This window comes from Hymenobacter terrestris, assembly GCF_013377905.1.
GTDB classification, from domain to species: Bacteria; Bacteroidota; Bacteroidia; order Cytophagales; family Hymenobacteraceae; genus Hymenobacter; species Hymenobacter terrestris.
Genome location: NZ_JABKAV010000011.1, coordinates 45,848 through 68,955 on the forward strand (window position 1 = coordinate 45,848; position 23,108 = coordinate 68,955).

20 protein-coding genes are annotated in these 23,108 nt (G+C 60.2%); 7 read left to right on the plus strand and 13 right to left on the minus strand.

The features are described from left to right. Positions 1–78 precede the first annotated feature (78 nt). The 4 genes from HW556_RS05980 to HW556_RS05995 form a co-directional block, all read right to left on the minus strand. Positions 79–507 (minus strand): rhodanese-like domain-containing protein, encoded by a 429-nt coding sequence (locus HW556_RS05980; RefSeq protein ID WP_176898931.1) that lies wholly within the window; start codon positions 505–507, stop codon positions 79–81. Positions 508–580: 73 nt separating this feature from the next. Further along, positions 581–2,695 carry an NAD-dependent DNA ligase LigA gene (gene ligA, locus HW556_RS05985; RefSeq protein WP_176898933.1) on the minus strand — a complete coding sequence of 705 codons (2,115 nt, stop codon included), beginning with the start codon at positions 2,693–2,695 and terminating at the stop codon, positions 581–583. 121 nt (positions 2,696–2,816) lie between these two features. Further along, positions 2,817–3,338 carry a DUF4920 domain-containing protein gene (locus HW556_RS05990; RefSeq protein WP_176898935.1) on the minus strand — a complete coding sequence of 174 codons (522 nt, stop codon included), beginning with the start codon at positions 3,336–3,338 and terminating at the stop codon, positions 2,817–2,819. A 35-nt stretch (positions 3,339–3,373) separates the two neighbouring features. Next, on the minus strand, positions 3,374–4,174 hold the full coding sequence (locus HW556_RS05995) for a TapB family protein (protein ID WP_176898937.1): 801 nt from the start codon (positions 4,172–4,174) through the stop codon (positions 3,374–3,376). A gap of 255 nt (positions 4,175–4,429) precedes the next feature. On the opposite strand from HW556_RS05995, the gene HW556_RS06000 reads away from it, so the two are divergent. The 4 genes from HW556_RS06000 to HW556_RS06015 all read left to right on the plus strand — a co-directional run bounded on the left by HW556_RS06000 (position 4,430) and on the right by HW556_RS06015 (position 8,193). Then, the gene (locus tag HW556_RS06000; RefSeq protein WP_176898939.1) at positions 4,430–4,669 is read left to right on the plus strand and encodes a hypothetical protein; all 240 of its coding nucleotides are present in this window, start codon (positions 4,430–4,432) and stop codon (positions 4,667–4,669) included. Further along, positions 4,662–5,009, plus strand: coding sequence for a hypothetical protein (locus HW556_RS06005; protein ID WP_176898941.1), 348 nt, complete (start codon positions 4,662–4,664; stop codon positions 5,007–5,009). The genes HW556_RS06000 and HW556_RS06005 overlap by 8 nt, the downstream gene beginning before the upstream one ends. 176 nt (positions 5,010–5,185) lie before the next feature. Further along, positions 5,186–5,830: a cytochrome c oxidase subunit 3 gene (locus HW556_RS06010; RefSeq protein WP_176898943.1), complete on the plus strand. Its 645-nt coding sequence runs from the start codon at positions 5,186–5,188 to the stop codon at positions 5,828–5,830. Between the two features lie 341 nt (positions 5,831–6,171). Then, the gene (locus HW556_RS06015) at positions 6,172–8,193 is read left to right on the plus strand and encodes a M1 family aminopeptidase (RefSeq protein WP_176898945.1); all 2,022 of its coding nucleotides are present in this window, start codon (positions 6,172–6,174) and stop codon (positions 8,191–8,193) included. A gap of 92 nt (positions 8,194–8,285) precedes the next feature. On the opposite strand, the gene HW556_RS06020 is transcribed toward HW556_RS06015, so the two are convergent. From HW556_RS06020 to HW556_RS06030, 3 genes are all read right to left on the minus strand, one after another. Continuing rightward, entirely contained in the window at positions 8,286–8,921 is a 636-nt protein-coding gene (locus HW556_RS06020; RefSeq protein WP_176898947.1) for a hypothetical protein, read from the minus strand. A gap of 165 nt (positions 8,922–9,086) precedes the next feature. Beyond that, the gene (locus HW556_RS06025; protein ID WP_176898949.1) at positions 9,087–9,524 is read right to left on the minus strand and encodes a DUF2147 domain-containing protein; all 438 of its coding nucleotides are present in this window, start codon (positions 9,522–9,524) and stop codon (positions 9,087–9,089) included. 753 nt (positions 9,525–10,277) lie between these two features. Continuing rightward, positions 10,278–10,934: a C40 family peptidase gene (locus tag HW556_RS06030; RefSeq protein WP_176898952.1), complete on the minus strand. Its 657-nt coding sequence runs from the start codon at positions 10,932–10,934 to the stop codon at positions 10,278–10,280. Between the two features lie 227 nt (positions 10,935–11,161). On the opposite strand from HW556_RS06030, the gene HW556_RS06035 reads away from it, so the two are divergent. After that, on the plus strand, positions 11,162–12,973 hold the full coding sequence (locus HW556_RS06035) for a M61 family metallopeptidase (protein WP_176898954.1): 1,812 nt from the start codon (positions 11,162–11,164) through the stop codon (positions 12,971–12,973). An 88-nt stretch (positions 12,974–13,061) separates the two neighbouring features. Here HW556_RS06035 and HW556_RS06040 read toward each other — a convergent pair whose 3' ends face one another. Together HW556_RS06040 and HW556_RS06045 are read right to left on the minus strand one after the other, a co-directional pair. Then, entirely contained in the window at positions 13,062–14,195 is a 1,134-nt protein-coding gene (locus HW556_RS06040; protein WP_176898956.1) for an App1 family protein, read from the minus strand. Between the two features lie 149 nt (positions 14,196–14,344). After that, on the minus strand, positions 14,345–15,154 hold the full coding sequence (locus tag HW556_RS06045) for a M48 family metalloprotease (protein ID WP_176898959.1): 810 nt from the start codon (positions 15,152–15,154) through the stop codon (positions 14,345–14,347). Positions 15,155–15,449: 295 nt separating this feature from the next. Between HW556_RS06045 and HW556_RS06050 the strand changes: the two genes are divergently transcribed. Then, positions 15,450–16,565 carry a DNA topoisomerase IB gene (locus HW556_RS06050; protein ID WP_176898961.1) on the plus strand — a complete coding sequence of 372 codons (1,116 nt, stop codon included), beginning with the start codon at positions 15,450–15,452 and terminating at the stop codon, positions 16,563–16,565. Between the two features lie 113 nt (positions 16,566–16,678). On the opposite strand, the gene HW556_RS06055 is transcribed toward HW556_RS06050, so the two are convergent. Further along, the gene (locus tag HW556_RS06055; RefSeq protein WP_176898963.1) at positions 16,679–18,277 is read right to left on the minus strand and encodes a hypothetical protein; all 1,599 of its coding nucleotides are present in this window, start codon (positions 18,275–18,277) and stop codon (positions 16,679–16,681) included. Between the two features lie 164 nt (positions 18,278–18,441). On the opposite strand from HW556_RS06055, the gene HW556_RS06060 reads away from it, so the two are divergent. Next, positions 18,442–20,049, plus strand: a complete 1,608-nt coding sequence (locus HW556_RS06060) for a hypothetical protein (protein ID WP_176898965.1) — start codon at positions 18,442–18,444, stop codon at positions 20,047–20,049. Between the two features lie 128 nt (positions 20,050–20,177). Here HW556_RS06060 and HW556_RS06065 read toward each other — a convergent pair whose 3' ends face one another. The 3 genes from HW556_RS06065 to HW556_RS06075 form a co-directional block, all read right to left on the minus strand. Further along, positions 20,178–20,606: a hypothetical protein gene (locus HW556_RS06065; RefSeq protein WP_176898967.1), complete on the minus strand. Its 429-nt coding sequence runs from the start codon at positions 20,604–20,606 to the stop codon at positions 20,178–20,180. A 295-nt stretch (positions 20,607–20,901) separates the two neighbouring features. Continuing rightward, complete coding sequence (locus HW556_RS06070) at positions 20,902–22,407, minus strand: exonuclease domain-containing protein (RefSeq protein ID WP_176898969.1); 1,506 nt, start codon at positions 22,405–22,407, stop codon at positions 20,902–20,904. Between the two features lie 215 nt (positions 22,408–22,622). Then, the gene (locus HW556_RS06075) at positions 22,623–23,090 is read right to left on the minus strand and encodes a ferritin-like domain-containing protein (protein ID WP_176898971.1); all 468 of its coding nucleotides are present in this window, start codon (positions 23,088–23,090) and stop codon (positions 22,623–22,625) included. Positions 23,091–23,108: the final 18 nt, after the last annotated feature.

Sequence of the window (23,108 nt, forward strand, 5' to 3'; positions counted from 1 at the left end):
GCGTCGTAAATGATACGGGTAAAACCGACTGGCAGGATTGCGCTCTGGTACGGTCCATATCATTTACGGCGCTTGACGCTACTTCACCTCGTCCTTCAGATCCTTGTAAGCCCCGGCATTCATAACGTGCTTAAAGCCTTTTTCCTGCATGAGTAGGGCGGTTTTGTTGCTGCGGTTGCCGGACGCGCAGTAGAGCACGTAGGTTTTACTGGGGTCGAGCTTCTGTAACTGCGCGGCCAGGTCGGGGGCGCGAAAATCCACATTGCCGGCGCCGGGCAGATGGCCGGTGGCAAATTCTTCGGGCGTGCGCACATCGAGTAGCACCACATTAGGCTGGCGAAGCGTCTTCTTCACCTCGGCGATGGATGCTACCGGTACAGCGGCAACGGAAATAGCACCGGTACTGATTGGCTTAGGAGCCGGCGTTGGTGCGGCGGGCAGGGGCGTTTGGGCCAGCAAGGTCAGCGGCGCGAGGGCCAGGGTAATCAGCAGCAGGTGACGAAGCATGGTAAGTATTTCTGTGAGAGATGAATAAGAAGGCGGCCGGCCCAAACGTATTGCGTGCTTGGCCTGACCGAAGCTAGAACAACGAACCCTGGGTGAGAGTGCCCGAAGCCTTGTCGGCGGAAGCCGCTGGGGCTTCGTCGGCTGAGGGAACTGGCGTTTCGTCAGCTTTCGGGAGCATGGCCAGCAGTTCCGTTTCGCCAATGATGGGCACTTTCAGCGTGGTAGCCTTTTCGCGCTTGGCCGGGCCCATTTTGTCGCCGGCTACCAGGAAACTGAGCTTTTTACTGATGCTGCCCGTGATTTTGCCGCCGTGCTGCTGAATCAGGTGCTGCAGCTCGTCGCGGCTGTGCAGCTCAAATACGCCCGAAAGCACGAACGTGAGGCCGGCCAGCCGGTCGCTTTGGGGCTGGGGTGCCTCGCCGGTGAGGGCCAGTTGCACGCCCGCGGTGCGTAGGCGCTCCACAAAGTCCTGGTTGGCGGGCTCCTGAAACCAGGCGGCAGCCGATTCGGCAATAACGCCTCCCACCTCGGGCACGGCGGCCAGCTCGGGGGCCGTGGCCGCTGCCAGCGCCTCTACGGTGCGATATTGGGCGGCCAGCTTCTCGGCCACGGTTTCGCCCACGTAGCGGATGCCCAGCCCGAACAGTACCCTATCGAACGGGACCAGCTTGCTGGTTTCCAGACCCGCCACCAGCCGTTGCACCGACTTCTCGCCCATGCGCTCCAACTGGGCCAACTCTACAGCCTTAGCCGGCAATTCGTAGAGGGAAGCCGCATCAGTCACTAAACCCAGATCGAAGAAGCGGCCCACGGTTTCAGCGCCCAGCCCGTCAATATCAAGCGCCTTGCGCGACACGAAATGCTCGAGTTTAGCCTTGAGCTGGGGCGGGCAACCCCGGTCGTTGGGGCAGCGGAAGTGGGCCTCGCCTTCGGGCCGGATGAGCGGCGTACCGCAGGCCGGACACTCGGTGGGGTACACGATGGGCTGACTATCGGCGGGGCGGGCTTCCAGGTCAACCCCGGTTACTTTGGGAATAATTTCACCGCCTTTCTCCACGAACACCAGGTCGCCGAGGCGCAGGTCGAGGGCGGCAATCTGGTTGGCGTTGTGCAGCGAGGCGCGCTTTACCACGGTACCGGCCAGCGGCACGGGGTCGAGTAAGGCCACCGGCGTAACGGCCCCGGTGCGGCCTACCTGATACTGGATGGCCTGCAGACGGGTACGGCCGGCCTCGGCGGGGTATTTAAAGGAAATGGCCCAGCGGGGGCTTTTGGAGGTGTAGCCCAGCAGCTCCTGCTGCCGGAAATCGTCTACCTTAATAACTATTCCATCGGTGGCGACTGGCAGCCCGAACCGCTTCTTGTCCCACTCATGCACGTAATCCAGCACCTGCTCGATAGTGGCGCAGCGCCGCCAGGTGTCCGAAACGGGCAGGCCCCAGGCGTTTAAGGCTTCGAGCGAGGCGCTGTGGGTTTCGAACTGCGAGCGGCCGGGCATCAGGAAGGAGTAGGCGTAGAAGCGCAGCCGGCGGGCGGCCACCTGGGCCGAATCCTGGAGCTTGAGGGCCCCGCTGGCGGCGTTGCGCGGGTTGGCCAACAGGGCCTCGCCGTTGGCCTCGCGCTCCTCGTTCAGCTCGCCGAATACGGGCAGGGGCATGAATATTTCGCCCCGCACCTCGAACTCGGGTGGCCGGGGCGGGCCGGCGGGCCGCAGGTGCAGCGGCAGGTTGCGAATGGTGCGCACGTTGTTGGTTACCACGTCGCCGCGGGTGCTGTCGCCGCGCGTAACGCCCTGCGCCAGCTGGTCATGCTCGTAGGTCAGGCTCATGGCCACGCCGTCGAACTTCAACTCGCACACATACTGCATTTCGGCACCCTCCAGGCCCTTGCGCACCCGCTCATCGAACTCACGCAAATCGGCCTCTGAGTAGGTATTGCCCAAACTGAGCATGGGGTAGCGGTGCTCGGCCGTTGGGAACTGCTTGGTAACGGTGCCACCTACCCGCCGGGTGGGCGAGTTGGGCCGGGCCAGGGCCGGATGTTCGGCCTCCAGCCGGGCCAGCTCGGCCAGCAGCGCGTCAAACGCCTGGTCGGGTATTTCGGAGTGGTCGAGCTGGTAATATTGGTAGTTGAGGTGGTGCAGCTGCTCGGTAAGAGCGATAATGCGCGCTTCGATATCGGGGCTCATAGCGGTGTTGCAGGTTAGGTCCGCAAGCTACGAATTGAGCAGGTGAAGCGGTGAATGCGCGAACTGGTAAACAAGCAACCGCCTGCCATGCACAGCATGACAGGCGGTTGCTTGGTTGTTCTTACTCCTGCACTAATACCCCGTCGGCCTCGAAGTTGAGCTGCTGCTGGGGCTCGGTGATGGCAGCAATTTCGGCGGACGATTTGCCGGCGTCCTTGGCATAGTGCTGCAGGTCGGATACGGGCACGGTTTCGCGGTGGGCCCAACCGTTGATGACGATGGTTTTGCCACTGATATCCTTGGGCACGAAGAAGGCGTAATCCTTGAACTTAATGCGCATGTCGCGGCCATCGGCCAGCTTCATGGTCATCCAGCATCCTTTAGCCTGGCATACCTCGTTGGCGGTGCCCACCAGCTTCACCTGGGCCGAATCCTGGGTGCCAAGCAGCGTAGGCAGGGCCGACAGAGGTTGAGCGCCCTCGCCCGTAATGGCCGCGCCGTAGGTTTTGCCCTGGGGCGAATTGGCCGTTGGAGGAGAAACCTCCGGAGTGGTAACAGCCGTGCCGGAAGTGGTTGTTGCATTCTGGCAGGCGCCCAACAGCAGCAGCAGCAGCGCGGTGGGCAATAGGAGGAAAGGGCGCATAAGCCAGGAAATGAAAAGCGGTAGAAAGTCGGAATTTAGGACTTTTTGCGCTTACTCGTTTCTTTTACAATGGAGCCTGCCGATTGGTCCAGCCCCGTCAGTAGCCGTACCTGCTCCAGCCGGCCTTTTTTATCGTACACCTCCGACTTCACCAGCCCTACGGCGGGCGCGTAGTAATCCACCACCCGCACCGTAGAGCCCAGCTTCAGGTCGGTGCGGGCCACGGTAGCGCTTTCTAGCTCAGCCTCCACTTTATAGCACAGGAAGGTGCCGGCAGGTGTCGTAACCGACTCCTGGCCCGTTACGCGGCGCTTGCCAACGGTGGCGTAGACTTTCGCAATATCCACGGCCGAGCTACGCACATCAACCAACATGCCGCCCCCGGGTAATTCCGAGCCCACGGTGGGTTGGTTGGGCCAGGCCAGAGGCGTAGGGGTATAAGTCAGGAGCCGGTCGCGGAAGGAGCTGAGCTGCTCTGGCTTAAGTTGGTCGAGGCCGTCGGTAAAGGCCGTGTCCTGGCGGCAGCGGAAAGTCAGGTCGCGCAGGTACAACAGGCGTCCTTTGGTGTCGTAGGCTCCGCTTTTAAGCAGCACAGTGTTGGTGGTCTGGGTCTTTTTCTTGTTCTGCTCGGTGTCTAGGCTCACCACCCGCTGATGTAAATAGCCCGTGGTTGAGCCCCGCCCGTCCTGCAGAGTAAAAGTTCGGGCCGTGTTGTCGGCCAGGCCGAAAGGGTGGGGGCAGCTGGCCACCGGGGTAGAAGCCGAGAGGGTTTGGGCCTGCAGGGTTACCGTAGCCAAGAGGCCGGTGGCCAGAGCCACAAAGTAAGAGGAGGACATAGAAAAGAGCGAAGTGAAAATCTGACCCGACAAAACCGGCTGCACGCCCTGCATACGCAGGCCAGCCCATTTGGATTCTGCCGGGGACATAAGCTGTCAGGCAAAAGCCGTGCCCGTCCACAACTGTAACTTGCGCCCCGCAACGGCGTTTGCAGAGTTACCATCATCGGCCCGCGAGAGAACGTCATTCTCCGCTCCGAACTGCATGACGTTCTTGCCCCACGAATCAACCACTCACCACTTCATCACCAAACTATGCCTGACCAACCTACTTCCTGGGCCGACACGGCCGCTTCGCTGCTCTCCAAGCTTTCGGGCGGCGTTGAACTGGCCCTGAATTTTGACCAGATGGAGTTGCAGGTGCCCAACGCCCAGAACCCTGGTACGCCTACTACCTGGCGGCTCAACGGCGCGCTGCGCATCCGCACCCGGGGCGAGAACCCGCCTTCCGGTAACCTGCCGCCGGCCAACTCCAACCCCAGCACTCTTGGCTAGCGGCCTCGATATTGACGCGCAGTTGGTGGTGTCGCTTGATGGGGACGAGGTGCAGGTGGCGGGCACGGGTGGCTACCTGATTATCAATTTTCCCAGCCAGCGCGTATTCGACAAAATAACGGCCGGTCCTCCCAAAGACCCGCACGCGCCACCTAAGCCTAAAGGCCCGCCTGGCCCCGACCCACTGCAGCAACTCAACGACCTGGCCCGGCAGCTGGGCCTGATACTCGATTTGCGGGTGGCGGGCAAAACCCACGTTACGTTTGGCGCCAGCGGCAGCCCAAAAATTACCATCAACGCAGTATTCGGTAAAATTGGCTCCTTCTTCCGTAAGCTGTAGCAGCCTGCCGGCAAGGAAGAAGCGAGAGAAAACCGGCCCGAAAAACGTACGGTTGTAACTGCCCATTTCGCGTACTTTAGAAACGGCCCGGTAAGCCGAAACCAGCTGTCGGCTTTCCGGAACTAAAGGCCCGTTGATTGGTTTTCATTTCGTACGTCTGTCCGTTTTCCTCGTCCATGAGCTCCGACCACGACTTTCCTAAAAAAGTGGGTTCCAACCACCCCGCTTCCGCCTTCCAGCGCATGGAGCGCCTGCCACCGCTGCAAATGATGCTGTACGTGGGGCTGGCCGGTATTACGGCGCTGTTTGTAGTGCTGGTTGGTGCCTATGCCTTCACGCATTTCCGGACCGGAGCGCCCAGTGGGGTGTTTGCTTTGCCGCGCTTCTTTTCGCTGAGTACCATTGTGCTGCTGGTCAGTAGCTATGTTATTGCCCAGGCCAGTCGAATTTATGCCCAAGACGACCTGCCTACGCTGCGCCGCTGCCTGGGTGCCACGTTACTGCTGAGCTGCGTTTTTGCTGGCCTGCAGGTGCTGGGGTGGCGCGAGCTGATGGCTCAGGGTGTATTCTTCGACGGTATGGCCAGCGGTTCGTTCGTGTACCTGCTTTCGGCCCTGCACGTGGCGCACCTGTTGGGCGGCATGCTGTTTTTGCTAGTGCTGCTGATACGCACCCACCACGCTGCCGCCGATGGTGTGCGCACGCTGGTATTCATCCGCAACCCCTACCGCCGCCTCCAACTGCGCATGGTCACGCTTTACTGGCACTTCATCGACGGCCTCTGGATTGCGCTGTTTGCGGCCTTTCTACTTCTATTTTGAGCCCCTGCAGGCAAGGGAAATAAAAATTCCTGCCCCCGGTACCTGAGTAGGTATTGGGGGTAGGAATTTTAAGTGGTAGATATCACGCAAAAAGCGAGTGGCGCGAAGCCCCAGCTTTATGGGCCGGTGCTGACAGCCGCGCCGTAATTCAGTGATACACGAAGCAGGAGCTTTGTGCTTTTTTCGTAAGTCACGCTCGGTGCAGCGGCCCGAACGTCCTGCCGGCCGCTACCGAAACCGGCACTCAGCGGCCGGGGTAAAGGCTAACTGTAAGCCACTGAATTTGAGCGGTGGGGCCGTACCTTAGGTCCCGCATCCTGTTCTCCACTTCAATCCGCTCCATGCGCCTTTCTATTCTTCTGCTGACGCTGAGTGGTCTGCTGGCAGGCAGCCTATCGGCCAACGCTCAGCTGCCCACCTATCGCCCTATCACTACCGACCTCGATGGCTCGGCAGCCGAGGCCTGCGCCCGCGTGCATACCGGCGCGGCGGCCCGCCCGGCCTACGCCAGCCTTAGCCACCGCCAGAAAATGGCGGGCTACGACGTCAAGTACTACAAACTCGATATCCGGCTGAGCAACACCAGCCGTAACGTGGGCGGCACGGTGACTATAAAGGCCCGCACCGGCAGCCAGCCGCTCGACTCGCTGGCCTTCGAGCTGTACAGCACCTTCGCCATCGAATCGGTGGTGGTAAACGGGCAGGCCAGCGCCGGCCTGCGCCGCAAAGGTCAGGGCGACGTAACGGTGGGTCTGGCCCAGCCCGTGGCCGCCAACACGCTGTTTGAGGCCCGCATTACTTACAATGGTACGGCTCCCAACAGCAACGCGGGCGCCATCGGCAACGCTCTGAACACCCGCATTGCGCCCACCTACAACGTGAGCACCACGTGGAGCCTGTCGGAGCCCTACAACGCCTATGAGTGGTGGCCCTGCAAGCAGGTGCTCACCGATAAAGCCGATTCGACCGACGTGTGGGTGACGACAGCCGCAGCCAACAAAGTGGGCTCCAACGGGGTACTGGAGCGCGTAACCAACCTGCCCAACAACGAGGTGCGTTATGAGTGGAAGTCGCGCCACCCGATTGTCTACTATCTGGTTTCGGTGGCTGTGGCGCCTTATATCGAGTATGTGAACTACGCCAATCCCGTAGGTGGCCCGCGTATTCCCATCGTGAACTACATTTACAACCAGGCCGCCCTCAATTTCTACCGCGCCGAATTAGACCGGACGCCGGGCTTCATTGAGAGCTTTTCGGCCCAGGTGGGTCTCTACCCGTTTGCCAACGAGAAGTATGGCCACAGCATGGCACCTATTGGCGGCGGCATGGAGCACCAGACCATGACCACCCAAGACGGCTTCAATTTCACGCTTACGGCCCACGAACTGTTCCATCAGTGGTTCGGCAACAACGTAACCTGTGGGGCCTGGGAAGACATCTGGCTTAATGAAGGCTTTGCTTCCTACGGCGAGTACCTCGCGCTGAACGCGTTTTCTACGCCCGTTGCGGCCCGTAGCTGGCTCAATCAAGCTCATAGCTCAGCCATGAGCCAGCCCGGCGGCAGCGTACTCGTGAGTGATACCAGCAACGTAGGTCGCATCTTCAGCTCCCGGCTCAGCTACAAGAAAGGAGCGGCTGTTGTACACATGCTGCGCTACCTGCTCAATGACGACGCCAAGTTCTTCCGGGTACTGCGCACCTTCCAGAGCACCTATGGCGGGCGCACGGCCCGCACCCGCGACCTGCAACGGCTTTTCGAGGCCGAAGCCGGCCGGTCGTTGCAGTACTTCTTTGACCAGTGGTTCCGGGGTGAAGGCTACCCTACGTTTGCGTTGCGCTGGAACCAGACTGGCGGTCTGGTGTATCTGCAGAGCACCCAAACCGTATCGATGCCTACCGTTACGCCCTTTTTCCAAACCGATATCGACTACCGCCTGACTTTTGCCGATAACAGCACCCGCATCGTCCGCTTTGCCCAGACGCAGCCGGTACGCACGCTAGCCGTGGCCGAGTCGCGCGCAGTCGTCGGCATCGAAATCGACCCCGACCAGTGGCTGCTTAACAGCACTGCCGGCCCGGCCGTGCGCGACGAGGGAGTTATAACGAGCACCCAAGCGGCCCGTGCGCCACAGCTCAGCGTGTACCCCAACCCCTGCCGCGACCAGTTGCACCTAGCCGATTTCAGCGGCCCGAGCGCTCAGGCCGTGGTAACCGATGCCGCCGGCCGCGTAGTGTTGCGCCAAACCGTGCCCGCCGCCCGCCCCGTGCTCCAAACAAGCACGCTGCTCCCTGGCCTTTACCACCTGCGTCTACTCAGTCCCGATGGTTCGGCCAGCCGCGCCCGGTTCGTGAAGGAGGACTAGAAAATCGTAAGCTCCAAAAACGGGTAAGGCCGCTAAATTTCCTTCTATAGGAAGTTCAGCGGCCTTACCCGTTTTTGGGGCTGTGCAAGCTTCTACGCTATTGGCTTTTTGTACGCCGTTATCAGTTCCTCCACCTCGAGCGGGGCAGGGGGCAGGTTGAAAACCGCATCTACCAGTGCATCGAAGGTAGCAGCCGGTGTGAAGATAGCGTCGGTAAAGGGGTTGTTGGCGAACCGAATAAAGCCGGGTTGGCCGTTAATGCTCACTAAATCGACGGTTACGTTGCCGAAACGCTGGTTACAACGGCCAGTGTCCGTGCAGTCGTTGGGCTGGGGCTTGAGGAAGTATTTCTGGGTGCTTTCAGCGTACTGCTCGTGGTGCAGTGTGCGCTGGTCGGCCGCGCCCAACTGGTAGCCCTGGGCCAGCACCCGGTCGCGGATGAAGTCGAAGAAATGCTGGAAGTTGCCCGGCCCCATGCTGGGGTCGTAAAGGAATACAGCCCCGCGCTGACCCTCCTTACGGGCCAGTTGCACCCGGAACCTAGCCCCGGGCAAGCCGGCCTTTTGGTAGTGATAGGCCTTGAAATAAGGCCCCGCCCAGTTAAGGAACACCTGCTGAGCCAGCCACTGCTGCCTGCGCCGCTCCTGCGCCGGGCTGCGGTGCAACGGCTGCCAAGCGCCCGATTCGGGGGCGGAGCCGGCAAAAAGCTGTTTGAGCAGGTCGAGCAAAATTAAGTAACTGAATTTAAGTAGTAACCACAGGCCAGCTAAATGGTTTGGTGGCCAGCTGATAGCTCAGGTTCAAAAAATGCGCCAATATAGGCCCCCGGAAATCCCAAAAAAGCGGGACTTCCGTTGCCGGAAGCCCCGCCGAAACTGGTGCAGTAACGCGACTTATTTCACCCGCGTCCAGGTCTGCGACTTACCAATAAGCGAGAAGCCGATGTAACCCTTCACCTCCATGGTGTTGGCGTTAAGCATCTTTATGTAGCAGGAGTAGGTTTTGCCGGTTTCCGGATCGTATATCTTACCGTCGTCCCACTTATTGCTCTCGTCGTACTCGAAGCCGTTCATGAATACCATGCCCAAGCGGGGGCGAGTGCGAAGCTTAGGCTCAGGATTCTGGGTATCGACTTTAGGCTTGCCAGATGCGTCGTTGGGTACTGTCAGCGACACAATTTTGCCGCAGAGCTTGGTGCCACACTTGTAAATCTCAAAGGTGGCTTTCTTCTCGGCATTGGTCCACACGCCAAGCGGCGAGAGGGATTGGGCCGAAGCGGAAGAGAGCAGGCCAAAAAGGAAGGCCACGCTTAACAGAAGAAATTTTTTCATGGAATTGGTGATAATGAAGTGGAAATAGATTCGGGAGAAAAGATAGAAAAATCCAGCTCAATAGGCTGTTCTGCGGATTTTTCTGCTTGTGATGAGCATTGCAAGTATGAGGCCAAAAGCCGGTGAGGCCAGACAACGAGAAAAATTAGAATCTAAAAGCCCGTGAATGTCAATTAGATGGAATAAAAGATGAGTTTGAACCGTAAAAAAAGCTGTTTTTATTTTGAACCATCCCCTTAGCGTTTAACTTTACCATGCGTAGCGAGTGCTACAGCCCCTGCCGAGCCGCCCTAAGGTGCTGGGTAGCGAAGCAGAGGTTATGTCGGATCTAAAGAAAGGAGGTACAAAATGTCTAGTAGTCCCAACCAAATCCTGCCAAGCCTGTCGAATGTAGTCCGCTTCACCGCCGGACGCGCTTAACAACAGCTTACGCGCGGAACCCTGTTGGCCCTTCAGGGTGGGTTCTCGCATTCTGGCAAGGTCTTACAAATAGATGGCGTGGCTGTACCCCAGCCCAGCCGCTTGGTAAGATTTGAAGGATTAGATGCCCGGTTTGCCCAGCAGCCTCAAAACGAGGTCTGCATAGGCAGCCGGGCATCGCTCTTTTAGGCGAATTCATGATCGGATAAATAAGTGAAACCGTTCGCCCTCCAAAGCAAAATAACCCAGCCATATACAGCAGCCGGCCCCCGTCGTACTCACGACGGGGGCCGGCTGCTGTATATGGCTGGTAACCTGTTGACTAATATCCTTTTAGAGCACCCGCCTTACCTGCATAAAGCGCCGCTCATAGTCGGTGCCGGCCACCTGGCTGATTTTGACGCCTGGCTCGCGGCGGGCCGACGAGGAATGCACGAACCGGATAGCCTCGCCGGGCTGGCTGATAACGATACCTGCGTGGCCGGGAGTGGTGGCGGTTTTGGCAGTGCCGGTAAATACCACAATATCGCCGGGGCGGGCAGTGGCCCGGGCCACGGGGCGACCCACATCAATCAGGAGGGCAGTAGAGTGGGGGGTGGGCACGCCGTAGCGGGCAAAAACATACAGCACGAAGCCCGAACAGTCGAAGCCACCCTCGGGCGTGGTGCCGGCGTAGCAGTAGCTGGTACCAAGTTGGCGCAGCGCAAAAGCCACGATGCTATCGGCTTTGCTGGCCGGAGTGAGAGCCCGAAGTCCGGATGTAGGGAGCGTTTGCTTTGGACGAGCGGCCGGTGTGGCCAGTGGGGAGCTGGCAACCGGCAGTGTGGCCGGCGGGGCGGTGGCCGAAACTACGTAAGCCGTCGGGCGAGCCGGTGCGAGCCGGTCAACTTTGGCAACCACAGCAGGTACAGGGGAGCCCAGGCGCACCCAGGCGGCACGCCCCAGCAGCAGGGCAACCAGCAGCAGAAAAACCAACCATACGTAGCGCATCGCTTCAATTAAAAGGTGATGACCTGCTTAACGGCCACAGTACAGTGCAGGTTCCGGCCCGCATGCGGGGCAAGGCGGAACGGGCTTGGTGGGGTTTGCGCTGGCAAAGCAGTGCGCGCGCAAAGATGCATGGGCGGGTAATTGCAGCCTTTGGGGGTTTTGCGCGTTCTTTGCCCAGCCGGCCCGCGGGGCGGGCGTCATTTGTTCTCCATCTTATCTTCTGCTGAATGCTCCTTACTGCTCCTCGCCGCCGCCTGGCGGTGGCGGCCCTGGGCGTGCTGCTGGGCCACACGGCCCTGGCTGCTCTGGCCGCGCCCACATTGCGCTACACGCTGGCTATGCCGGCCCCGCAAACCCATTATTTCGAGGTCGAGATGAACCTCGATGGCTTTAATAAAGCCTACACCGACGTAAAAATGCCGGTTTGGGCTCCCGGCTCCTACCTGATCCGCGAGTTTGAGCGTAATGTAGAGGACTTCGGAGCTACGGCTGGCAGCCAGCCACTGCGCACCGAGAAGATGGACAAGAACACCTGGCGCGTTTACCACCCCAAGGCCCGCAGCTTCGCGGTGCGCTATAAGGTGTACGCCTACGAACTGAGCGTGCGCACCAGTTTCATCGATGCCTCGCACGGCTACGTGAACGGCACGAGCGTATTCATGTACCCTGCCGAAAACAAGCAGCTGCCCAGCCAGCTGGAGGTGAAGCCCGCCCCCGGCTGGGGTCAGGTAAGCACTAGCCTCAAGCCCGCCGGCGGCACGTTTACGTACCGCAGCAGCAACTACGACGAGTTGGCCGACTCGCCTATTGAAATCGGTAACCAGAAAATCTACACCTTCACCGCCAACGGCACGCCCCACACGGTGGCCATGTACGGCGACCCGGTGGTAGACGAGCAGCGCCTGACCCGCGACATGCAACGCGTGTGCGAGGAAGCCCATAAGGTAGTCGACCGCAATCCGCTCGACCGTTACCTGTTCATTGTGCACAACATTGACCGGGGCACCGGCGGATTGGAGCACCTGTTCTCTACCACGCTGTCGGTTTCGCGCAACGCGTATTCGTCGGAGGCCGGTTGGAAGGGATTTCTGGGGTTGGTGGCGCACGAGTATTTCCACCTCTGGAACGTAAAGCGCATCCGCCCGGTGGCGCTGGGGCCGTTCGATTATGACAAGGAGAACTACACCCGCATGCTCTGGCTGAGCGAGGGCGGCACCGAATACTTCTCGAATGTGATTATGCAGCGGGCCGGCTTCCTGACGCCCGACCAATACCTGGCCGACCTAAGCAACGGTATCAACCGCGTCGAGAACACGCCCGGCAACAAGGTGCAGTCGGCCGCCGATGCCAGCTTTGATGCTTGGATTAAGCAGTACCGCCCCAACGAAAACTCGGGCAATACCGCCATCAGCTATTACGACAAGGGTGAGGTAATTCTGGCTACGCTCGACCTAATGGTGATTAACGCCACCAAAGGCCAGAAGCGCCTCGACGACGTGATGCAGTACCTCTACGACCAGTACTACCTCAAGCAGGGACGGGGCTTCACCGACCAGGAGTATCAGGATGCGGTGGCCAAAGTAGCCGGCCAGCGCTTCGATGACTTCTTCGCCAAACATGTGTACGGCACCGAAATGCTGCCGTACGAGCAGGCCCTTGCCTACGCCGGCCTGCGCCTGAGCGTTACGCCTGCCCAGGCTACCGAGGCCGACTTGGGAGCCCGCATCAGCCCTGCCGGTGGCCGCCAGACGGTGGCCAGCGTTGTACGCAACGGCAGTGCCTGGCAAGGTGGCCTCAACGTAGGCGACGAAATTCTGAGCCTCGACGGTGTGCGCGTAACCGACGATATGAACAAGCTGCTGGCCGGCCGGCCCGTGGGCGCTACCATTAAGGTGCTTGTCACCCGCGAGGGACGGGTGCAGGAGCTGAGCTTTCCGCTATTGGCCAGCCCTGTGAGCCGCTACCGCATCGAGCGGCAGCCCAATCCCACCGCCGAGCAGCAGCGCGTGTTCGATAAGTGGCTGTCGGTACGCGGCTAAGCCTTCCCTACTGCCAAGGTCAAACGCCCCCGCCGGATTCCGGTGGGGGCGTTTGGCTTTAGAGTGTACTTGCAATGGCAGTGCGGCCTTATTCCTTCACCTCATCCTTGGCCTTTTCCTGCTCTACGGCCGGAATGGCTTCGTGGAAGATCAGGCCGGTGGCAGCGGCGTGCTCGGCGGCCTGTACGGTGTCTTGCACCAGCAGCATCTCTACCTTATCGCCCCGTAAGTCTTCGCGCACCTGCTCAACAAGAGCGGCGCGGTCGGCGCGGTTAACGTCGCGGATATAGATAGATAGGATGCGGCCGGGGTGGCGGCGCACCACTTCGCGGTAAATGTTGGCATCTTCCTGGCCCGAGTCGCCGATGAGCACGAAGGGTAGGAGCGGGTAAGTGAGCAGCAGGTTCTCAATTTCGTGCAGCTTGTGGGCGTGGTGGCTGCTGGCGGCGGCCGTCTGGCGCTTGATGGACGCGTCGCGGAGCAGCAATGGACCGGGCGGAATGCCGTTCAGCTCCAAAAAGTCATCGAGCAAATCGTAGAGGTTCCAGGGTGAGCTGCTGACGTAGAAGAACGGGTTGTTGCGCTTCCCATTACGGCCCAGCTGCAGCTGGCGGTAGAACTCAGCAACACCTTTGAAAGGCAGCCGCGAGCGGGCGTTGCGTAGCAGCACCGTGCGGGCCATGCGCAGCAGGTCAGTAGCCGACGTTTCTATTACGGTATCATCCAGGTCGGAAATGATGCCGTACTCGGCGTCGGGCGGCGGAATGAGCACCATGGCGTTGGCACGCAGTCCGTGCGGGGTGGGAAAGGGGGCAGGAGCCTGCTGCAAAGCCACCTCCACCGGGTACCACAGAAAATCGATCGGCACAGGCAACGACTGCGGGGCTAGGTTGAGGGTAAAGTAGCCTTCCTCGTCGGTAAGAATGGGGTGGTTGGTGCCATCGGTGGGACGGATGCTGATTTGGGCCCCGGCAATTTCGTTGCTGTCGAAGCGGCGGTACATGTTCAGCAGGTTGCGCCAGCGAGAGTCGTCGTCGACCGGCTCGCTGATGCCTCGGTCGGTGAGCAGGCGACCCTTCACGTAAAGGCGCTCGGGTGTACCGTAGCTGCGGTAGGATACCAACTGTAGTGGTTGCAGCAACCCGAGGCGGCTGCGTAGGCGGGTCAGAGATTCGTCGGCGTTTTCGGCCCAGGTGTGGAGTGTGTCGCGGAAAGGAAGCATAGGCGCAAATAAAGCAGTTTGCCGGAGAGCAGTTTACGCAGCAGCCGGCCAGTGGTGTTGCCAGGTCGGTGGAAATGGGTCAGTAGCAGCCACAAAAAAGGCTCCCGGCAAACTGCCGGGAGCCTGAAAATACCGAAGAGTGCGTGGCCCTACAACGCGTTTCGCAGTTGGTTGAAGTCGTCGGAGCCAGCCGTGCGGTTCCGGCAGTTCAGCTGGTCGGCCTTGGCCTGAATGCTCTCCACGCGGTTGCCGGGGTTGGGGTGGGTGCTGAAGAACTCGGGCGGGCTGGCCTGGTTGTCGTTCTGAGATTTAATGAAGAAGCCGGCCGCCCCGTCGCAGGCATAGTAGTTGGTGCCGTTGAGGTATTCCACCGAGTAGTCATCGGCCTCAATTTCGTAGTCGCGGCTGAATTTGAGTTGCCCCAGGCCGTTGGCTATATCAACCAGCGCGTTCTGGTTGTTGCCCAGCACCAGGCTCAACAGCACACCAATGCCATACTGCTGCTGTAGCTGGCGGGAGGTATGGCGGCGGTCGGCGTGGGCAATTTCGTGGCCGATTACCCCGGCAAGCTGAGTTTCGTTATCGAGGTACTTAATCAGTCCCGAATACACGTAGATGTGGCCGCCGGGCGTGGCAAAGGCGTTGCGGGTCTGGTCGTCCTTGATGATTTTTACATCCCAGGGAAATTCGTTACGGTACTGGAGCTTGCCCGAATTGAGCACCCGGAGCACGATTTTGTTGAGGGCCGCGTAGGCCTGTGGGTTGCTGCCAGGCTCCAATAGCTGGCCTTTGGCCCGGAAAGTTGAGTCAGTCTGGGCAGCTACCTGCTCGCCCAGGGCCTTATCGTCTTCAATGGAGAACAGGAGTACGCCGTCGCCGTCTTTAGAGCAGGAAGTTGCGCCGCCCAGGGTGAGGGCCAAGCCCGCCAGAAGACCGGTTTTTTTCAGGAAATTCCGCATGTGAAGCGAAGAATGGAATGGTTGGATAAGAAAGAGTTGTCTGGCTCGCTAGAAAAAATGGTGCCAGGGACAGCGGTGCACTAACGGTCTAGCCCGGCGGGGTGTTGCTTGTCCGGGCATAAAAACAGGCACCAGTCACGCAGAATGCGGCTAATCAGGTAGAAAAAATAGTTGGCCAGATTGACTATGCCGTTGGGCGGGGCACCGAGCAGCGGCCACCTTCTGCCAGGTTTTTGCGTAGAGCAAAACCCGCCCGCCAGCTCCGGCGCGTGCCGTATTTCCTGTTTATTCCGCAATGGTTACCACTGCCACCGCCCGCCCCAAAACCAAGAAAAAGCGTCTCGACCCACTGCCCGCCGCCCACGAGCTTTATAAAGACCCCGCCCGCCAGGCCGAGCTGGCCGGCCTGCGCTACCTCACCGACACCAAGCCCGGCCTGACCCGCGAAACAACCCGTGCCGGCAAAGTGCGCTACCGCACGACCAAGGGCGAGCTGCTTGAGGATGAAAAAACGCTGGCCCGCATCGGTGGTTTCGTCATTCCGCCGGCCTGGACCGACGTCTGGATTTCGCCCTCGCCCAACACGCATCTGCAGGTAACGGGCCGCGACGCCAAGGGCCGTAAGCAGTACTTGTACCACGCTGCCTGGGACCAGGCCCGGGCCCTCACCAAGTTCAGCCGGCTGCGGGCTTTCGGTGAAAACCTGGCCGACTTGCGTGCCCGCATACACAAGGATCTGGCCCGGCCGCAGCTCGATAAAACCAAAGTGGTAGCCTTGGTGCTCACGCTCATGGACCAGTCGTTTATCCGCGTCGGCAACAAGGAATACGCCAAAAAGAACAAAACTTACGGCCTGACTACGCTCCGCGACAAGCATGTAAACGTGAGCGGTGCCGATGTGCGCTTCAGCTTCGTGGGCAAGAAAGGCGTGCCCCACGACCTCACCATCCACGACCGGAAGCTGGCCCGCATGGTGCAGAAGTGCAAGGAAATTCCGGGCCAGCACCTGTTCCAATACTACGCCCCCGACGGCCACCGCCAGGAGCTGGAATCGGGCGACGTGAACGTCTACCTGCACGAGGCTACCGGCCTGAGTCTCTCAGCCAAGGACTTTAGAACCTGGGGCGGCACCGTGAAAATGGTGGAGGCGCTGGAGCGGATTCTGGAAGAAGAACCTGACTTTCCACGCCCCAAAACCCTGAAACGGGCCGTAAAAGACGTGGCCGAAAACTTGGGCAACACGCCCACCGTGTGCTCCAAATACTACATTCACCCCCAAGTTATCGAGCTGTTCAATTCCAACAAGCTCGTTGATTACTTGCGCCGCCATGACGCCGACCCCAAGCAAAACGACCTGCTCACGCCCACCGAGCATATGGTGCTGGAAATGCTGAAGGAGATTGAAAAATAGAAGCCGCTTGAAAGCAGTCAGAACGTCCTGCTGAGCTTGCCGAAGCATCTCTACCGCTTCTATGAATGTAGTAGAGATGCTTCGGCAAGCTCAGCAGGATGTTCTGTTTTACCTCATCTTCCCGAACCGTCGCGGTCAAAAGCGTGGGAAAGAACGTCGTGGGAAGTTTTGTCCTTGATTTCGGAGCCGCGCTGGAAGTCGTTGTTGCGGGCCGTGTCGAAGAAGCGGGTACGCTTGCGCAGGCCTGCCACCTGGGAGGAGTCACGCACCATGTCTTCGTGGGGGCCGCCGTAAATGTCGATGAAAGGCGAGCGGCGCACCTTGCCCGAAACCAGGAACTCGTCTTTGCCCTTGAGGCCGTGCAGGCGCACGGTTTTGGTATCGCGCGGGTCGAAGCTACGGCTGTACAGCAACTGGCCCTGCGACTGCCCGGCGGGGATTTTCTCCAGCGAATACACCGACACCACGGTGGCCGTGTCGCTCCGGCGCTCCACTACAAACCGCTCCTTCTCGTCGGTGCCGGCTACCATCACTTCCTCGGCCTGCAGATGGTAGAATTCGTCGGCTACTTGGGGCAGCTTGGCGCGGCGGACTTTCAGGCCGGCAATCATGCGTGGGCCTTCGTAGGCATACACCGCAGCCGGCAAACCCTGGCGTACGGCCTGCTCAATTACGGTGTCGGTGAGGCGTTGCTGCAACTCGCGGGCTGCCGCCAGGTATGCAGTTCGCGGCACGGCCGGCAGTGCCCGGCTGTCAATAAACGAAGCGTTACGGGTGTAGCCGCTGATACTTTCGTAGCGCGGCCCGAAGGTGCGGAACTTGGCCACGGCCTTGCTCACCAGCCACGAGGCCCAGCCATCATCGAACCGAAAAAACACTTGGTCGCGGTCCTGCGGAACGGGTTGCCAGTGCCGTTGCCGGTCGGGCCGCGGGTAGGCAGCCCAGCTCCACTGGCCTTCGTGCCGGTCCCAGTCGCCGAGCCACATGTCCAGCAGCCGGGCCCGCACAAAGGCTGCGCCGTCGAGCTGGTCGCGCTGATTTTCGTAGCGGGCGGGCAGCACATCCTCCGTTTCATCGAGGTCGGTGGCTCCGGCCACCGGCCCGTCGATGTTTTCCTTGCCTTCATACCGGCGCTCTACCATTACTACCCGACCCTGAAACCGTTCTGAATCCGGTCCGAGTCCGGTTTCATCGGGGCGTACGTAGTAGGGCCGCGGAGTGCTGTGCGGCACACCGGCGGCCTTGGCCAGCGGTGGTACTACAAAGGCCCCGTAGGGCATGGCCGCCGAAGTAGCGTCGCGCACGGCCCCGAACACAAAGGTGGCCCGCAGGAATTTGGGTAGCGTTTTTTCAGGATTTTTATCGATGGTACGCACCGCATAGCTGCGCCCCGCCGGGTCGGCCATGGTTAGGCTGGTGGTTTGAAAACCCCCGCCCATCTTCACAAATTTCAGCCCGCCCGGTGCCAGCTGCTCGGGCCGGAATATGGGCAGCGTTACGGGCTCGGCCCAGGCCCGGCGGTAGTGCGGGCCCAGCACGAAGCGGCCCAGTGGCCCCCGCTGGTAGTGGCGCCCGGCCGTTACCAGCGCGCTATCGGCGGTGGGCGGCAGGGGAGTGGTGTAAGCCACGCGGGCATCGGGCTGAAAAAAAGGCTTGCGGCTGCAGGCAGTGGCACTCAGCAGCAGAAAAGGCAGGGCGTAACGATAGTTCATGCAGGGCGGAAAGTTCGCGGCAGTGGTTTCTGCTACGTAATTGGTCGCGGCTTGTTGGTTGCGGCGTATTGGTTTCTCAACAACCGCGGGCCCTGGCTTTGCGCTATAAGGGTAGTTGGCTCGCCTGGCGGCAGCCACTTAGTAGGTTCTCCTTCTCGCGTATCGTGTCCTTCTTCCCTTATTCGGCCTGGCTGATGACCGGCCTCAGCAGCAGCCTGCTGCTGCTGTCCTGCTCGGCTCCGGCCCAGCCATCAGGCACTACTACCACTTCCCGCCCCGTAATCGGCCCCGACTCGACGGTGGTGGTGGCAGCCGGCCCCCAATACGACCGGGGCCGTATCCATCGTTTTTTCTGGGGTACCCACTACCGCGACCTGTGGAAACTGCCGGTGCGGGTACCCGTGTTCAACCTGCGCACGGCCGTGCCCGGCGGCCTGACGCCCATCAAGGAGGGCGGCTCGTTCCAGACCAAAAACCTGCGACTCGTTGATCGGAACGGCCGCGAGTATGTGTTGCGCTCCGTGGATAAGGATGCTACCCGGGCCCTGCCCGAAGGGCTGCGCGAGGGGCCCATTGGCCGTATCATGAAGGACCAGACCAGCGTAATCCATCCGTTTGGGGCCTACATTGCCGCGCCGCTGGCCACCGCCGCCGGCCTCTACCACACCAACCCCCGCCTTGTATATGTGGCCGACGACCCGGCCCTGGGGGAGTTTAGGGAAGAATTTGGGTATGCACTGTATCTGTTTGAGGAGCGGCCCGAAGGCGACCAGACCACGGTAGCCAGCTTCGGCCGCTCGGCGCGCGTGGAAAGTTCGCGCAAGGTGTTCACCAACCTGCTGGCCAGCTCCCGGTACCAGGTAGATGCCCGCCAGTACCTGCGCAACCGCTTGTTCGATATGTGGCTCGGCGACTGGAGCCGCCGCGAAGACCAGTGGCGCTGGGCCAGCTTTCCGGCTGCGGCTGGCGGCACCACCTATCGGGCAATTCCGCGCGACCGGGACCACGCTTTCTTCAAGTTCGATGATGGCCTGCTGACGCACATGATTGGCTGGGTGAAAACCAACTACCAGAGCTTCCACGAGAAGATACGACTGGCCGATGTGGAGGGACTCAATCGGGCGGCCCTGCCCATGGATAAGTCGCTGCTGGCCTACCTGACGCGCGAGGACTTCCAGCAGGTAGCCGATTCGCTGACCCTGGCGCTGTCGGACGACGTGATTGCCCGTGCACTGGCCGTGTGGCCGCCTGAGGTGCAGGAGCTGAGCCAGGCCGAGTTCACGCGCAAGCTCCGCGCCCGGCGGGCCCAGCTGCCCGCCGTAGCCAACCGGTTCTACGAGCTGCTGGCCCGCGATATAGAGCTGCCTGGTACCGACGAGGCCGAGCGGTTTGTGGTGGAGCCCGCCGGCCCCGAGGCCGTGCGGGTGCAGCTGCTGCGCCGTACGCCCCAGGGTGATACGCTCCTGCACCAGCGTACTTTTTCGGCCCCCGAAACCCGCTCTATCAAACTCTTCGGGCTGGGCGGCAACGATGCGTTCGAAGTACGCGGCGAGCCCACCGGCCGTATCCGGCTAAGTGTCTACGACGGTTCGGGCCAGGATCTGATAGAAGCAACGCCCGCCCCCCTGAAAAGCCCCACCAGCCGCCTGACTATTTACGAAAGTGGCGACGGCAACACCCTTCGGGTAGGCAAGTTCAAAACCGAAGCCTACCAGCCCCAAGCGCAGGAGTTCGACGCCGCCGGCTGGCTACTACGCCATCGGTTGTACTAGCGCGTACGGCAGCGGCCCCATCTGCGTCCTAGAATGTCGTCAACACAGACGTTCCGGGACGCAGATAGGGCCGCTGCCTTGGGGTTGTTTCGCTCCGGACTGCTTGCCGGCGCAGAGCAAGGACCCGATTACTTGGTTGCCATTTGCTGAAGCCAAGTGTTGGCAACACCCTCGTCGCTGAAAAGCTGCACCTTATACTCGTCTTTGGAAGCCAGAGACGAAGACTGCGCCAGCACAGCTAAGGGCGTAGCAGGGGCGTTGCCCGGCTGCCAGGTAGCGCCTACCAGGCAGGCCAGGTATATAGGGCGGTTGTCGAGGGCGGGGCTAAGATCGGGCAGATACTCATGGGCCAGCCAGTCCACCATTTCGGGGTTTGACTTAAAGCGGCGGCGCGAATCAACGAGCCAGTAGGCGGCCTGGTGCTGGATGGCCGCTTGTAAAACCTGGGCGTAGCCCTCCTGCAACTCGCTTTGTTTTACATCCCGAAGCCAGCGTACAATGAGCAGGTCGAGGTCGGAACGAAAAGTAATCGAAAGCGCAGAGGTATTGGCAGGCATGTAGAAATGAAACAATGGAGCAAGTCGCTAGGCCAAAGATACGGCCCGCATACTGGGCAAACTAGCGGCCCACTTGGCGGCGGACCCACCGGGCACAGTTGCGATGCGCATAATTGCTCCTAACGGTCGGCGTAGCTTCCCTGCCGGCCCACTGCTATATGCTGGAAACTGGCCGTATTTATTGCTAAACTGGGAACCGCTCCAAGCCAAGCGGTGTGCCGGCATGCCGTTGTTTGCGCACCTTTCGGCACATCGGGTAACCGCCTGGGCCGCGCCAACACCGAAATACCGGCCACTAGTTGAACACCTTCACCTTGTCCTTATGCTTGGTGCGCAGGTACTGGCGAATAATCTGCTGCACGTCTTTGTTGTCGTTGTAGCGCGTGATGGCGTCGCGGAAGTCTTCGAAGCGCCGGGCCGAGAAGGTTTCGTCGATGTAACCAAAGCCCAGGTAGCGGCCGTTTTCTACCACCACCAGGGTCTTTTCATCGGGCCGCCGGCCTTCCCCAATCACCACAAACGAGCCGTGCTCGTAGGTAAACGACTCGACCGCGGCTTCCACGCGCTTGTTGTATTCCTCGGCCGGCTCTAGGCCCAAGCAGGCACCCTGGCAGCGGTGCACCTGATAGTCGAAGCAGGCGCCGGGCGTTTTGTACAGGTCGCAAAGCTTCTGGCACAGGTTGAACTTGGCCACTTTGTGAAACAGGAAGCCCTTCGCCTTGAACTGGTTGCCCAGCGCAATTAGGGGGTGCGACTCAGCGTGGTCGTCGGCGCGACCGTAGTAAAGGCGCTTGTAGCCCTGGTCGTCGGTGCGCAGAAAGATACCCGCCGGAAACACCGAGCGGCGCTGCTGCCGGTTGTACAGCGGCTTCAGACGCTTGATTTCGTGCGACTCGTAGAGCAGCGCCACCAACTCTGAACCCGTCAGCTCCCAGGTGATTTCCGATATCGAGTTCTTGAACTCGATGCTCTTGCGCGATTTGTAATCAACGGCAAAATGCTGCTGAATACGCTTGTAAATATTAATGCTCTTACCCACATAAATCACCTCGCCGGCCTCGTTGTGGAAGTAGTACACGCCCGCCTCGTGGGGCAGCGCGGCCACATGCTGGGGCGTAATGTTGGGCGGCAGCAGCGCCGTTTTAATGGCCTCCTGCACGGCCTTCATCTTGCGGGGCGAGGGCGCCTTGGTAGCAATAGCCGTAACGGCCGCGGCCGGCTTGCGGCCCGAGGGAGCATTGGCATCCACCACGGCCAGCGCATCGGCCGGGCTCAGGCCCCGGGCAGTAGCGGGCGTTTCCTGCTCCTGGCTGATGTCGAGCAGCCGCCCGAACAAAATGGCCGTGGCTGCCGCGTCGCCGGCGGCGCGGTGGCGGCCATTCAGCGGAATACCAATGTTCTGGCAGAGCTTGCCCAAGCTGTAACTCGGCTGACCCGGCATAAGCGAGCGGCTCAGGCGCACCGTGCAAAGGGTTTTCCGCGAGTAAGTGTAGCCCAGGTCACCAAATTCCTTCTTCAGAAACGAGTAGTCGAAGCGCACGTTGTGAGCCACAAATACGCAACCCTCGGTCATTTCCACCACCTTGCGGGCCACTTCGTGGAAGCGCGGGGCCTCACGCACCATATCGTCGGTGATGCCGGTGAGCTGGGTGATGAAGAACGGAATGGCCCGGCCGGGGTTGATGAGGGAGCTGAACTCGTCAATCACTTTCTCGCCATCGTGAATGTAAATGGCAATTTCGGTGATGCGGTCCTGCGCCGGCTGGCCCCCGGTGGTCTCAAGGTCGATGATGGCGTACAAGTATTTCTGAGCTGTTAGCTGAAAACTATTAGCTGATAGCTTTCGGGTGGTGATACATAGCCGGTCCTGGTTGGCTAAGCAGATTGGTAACAAAGATACCCGCCCGGATGGTTGCACAAGTCACCAAACCCAACAGGATTGGTATAAAGCCAAAAAAGAAGCCCACCGGATGGTGGGCTTCTTTCAAAAAACTAGCAGCTAAAAGCTCAATAAGCCTAGCGGCCTTTCTGGCCGGTTATCCAGTTTTTGGTCGACAAAATCTCGCTGTGCTGCTGCTCAATAACATTGCGGGCTTCTGCGGGCAGCTCGTTCGATTTGAGCGCCGTTTCGTAGCCGCTGAGCGCCGTAGCGTCGCCGGTTTCGCACTCGCCCAAAATGGCCGAATCGTCCTGGCCCGTAATAGCCGATTTGATATTGATCCAGCCACGGTGTACGGCCGCGGCGGCGTCAGTGAGAGCCCCTTCAACGGTGCTTTCGTCTGCCGGATTAATACCGAACTGCCGGGCGTTCTGGCTCAGTTCCGAAGCAAACTTAGCGCGCTGCTGGCTGAACTGGCTCAGCTTGGCTTTTAAATCGGGGCTGCTGACGCCTTCGGCAGCTTCCTGGTAGCCTTTGGCGGCCGTTTTATTGAGTTCTACGAGGTCGTTGTATGCGCGGGCGGTTTCGCCAGTGATAGTAGCCATGGAATGGAGTTTAAGGTA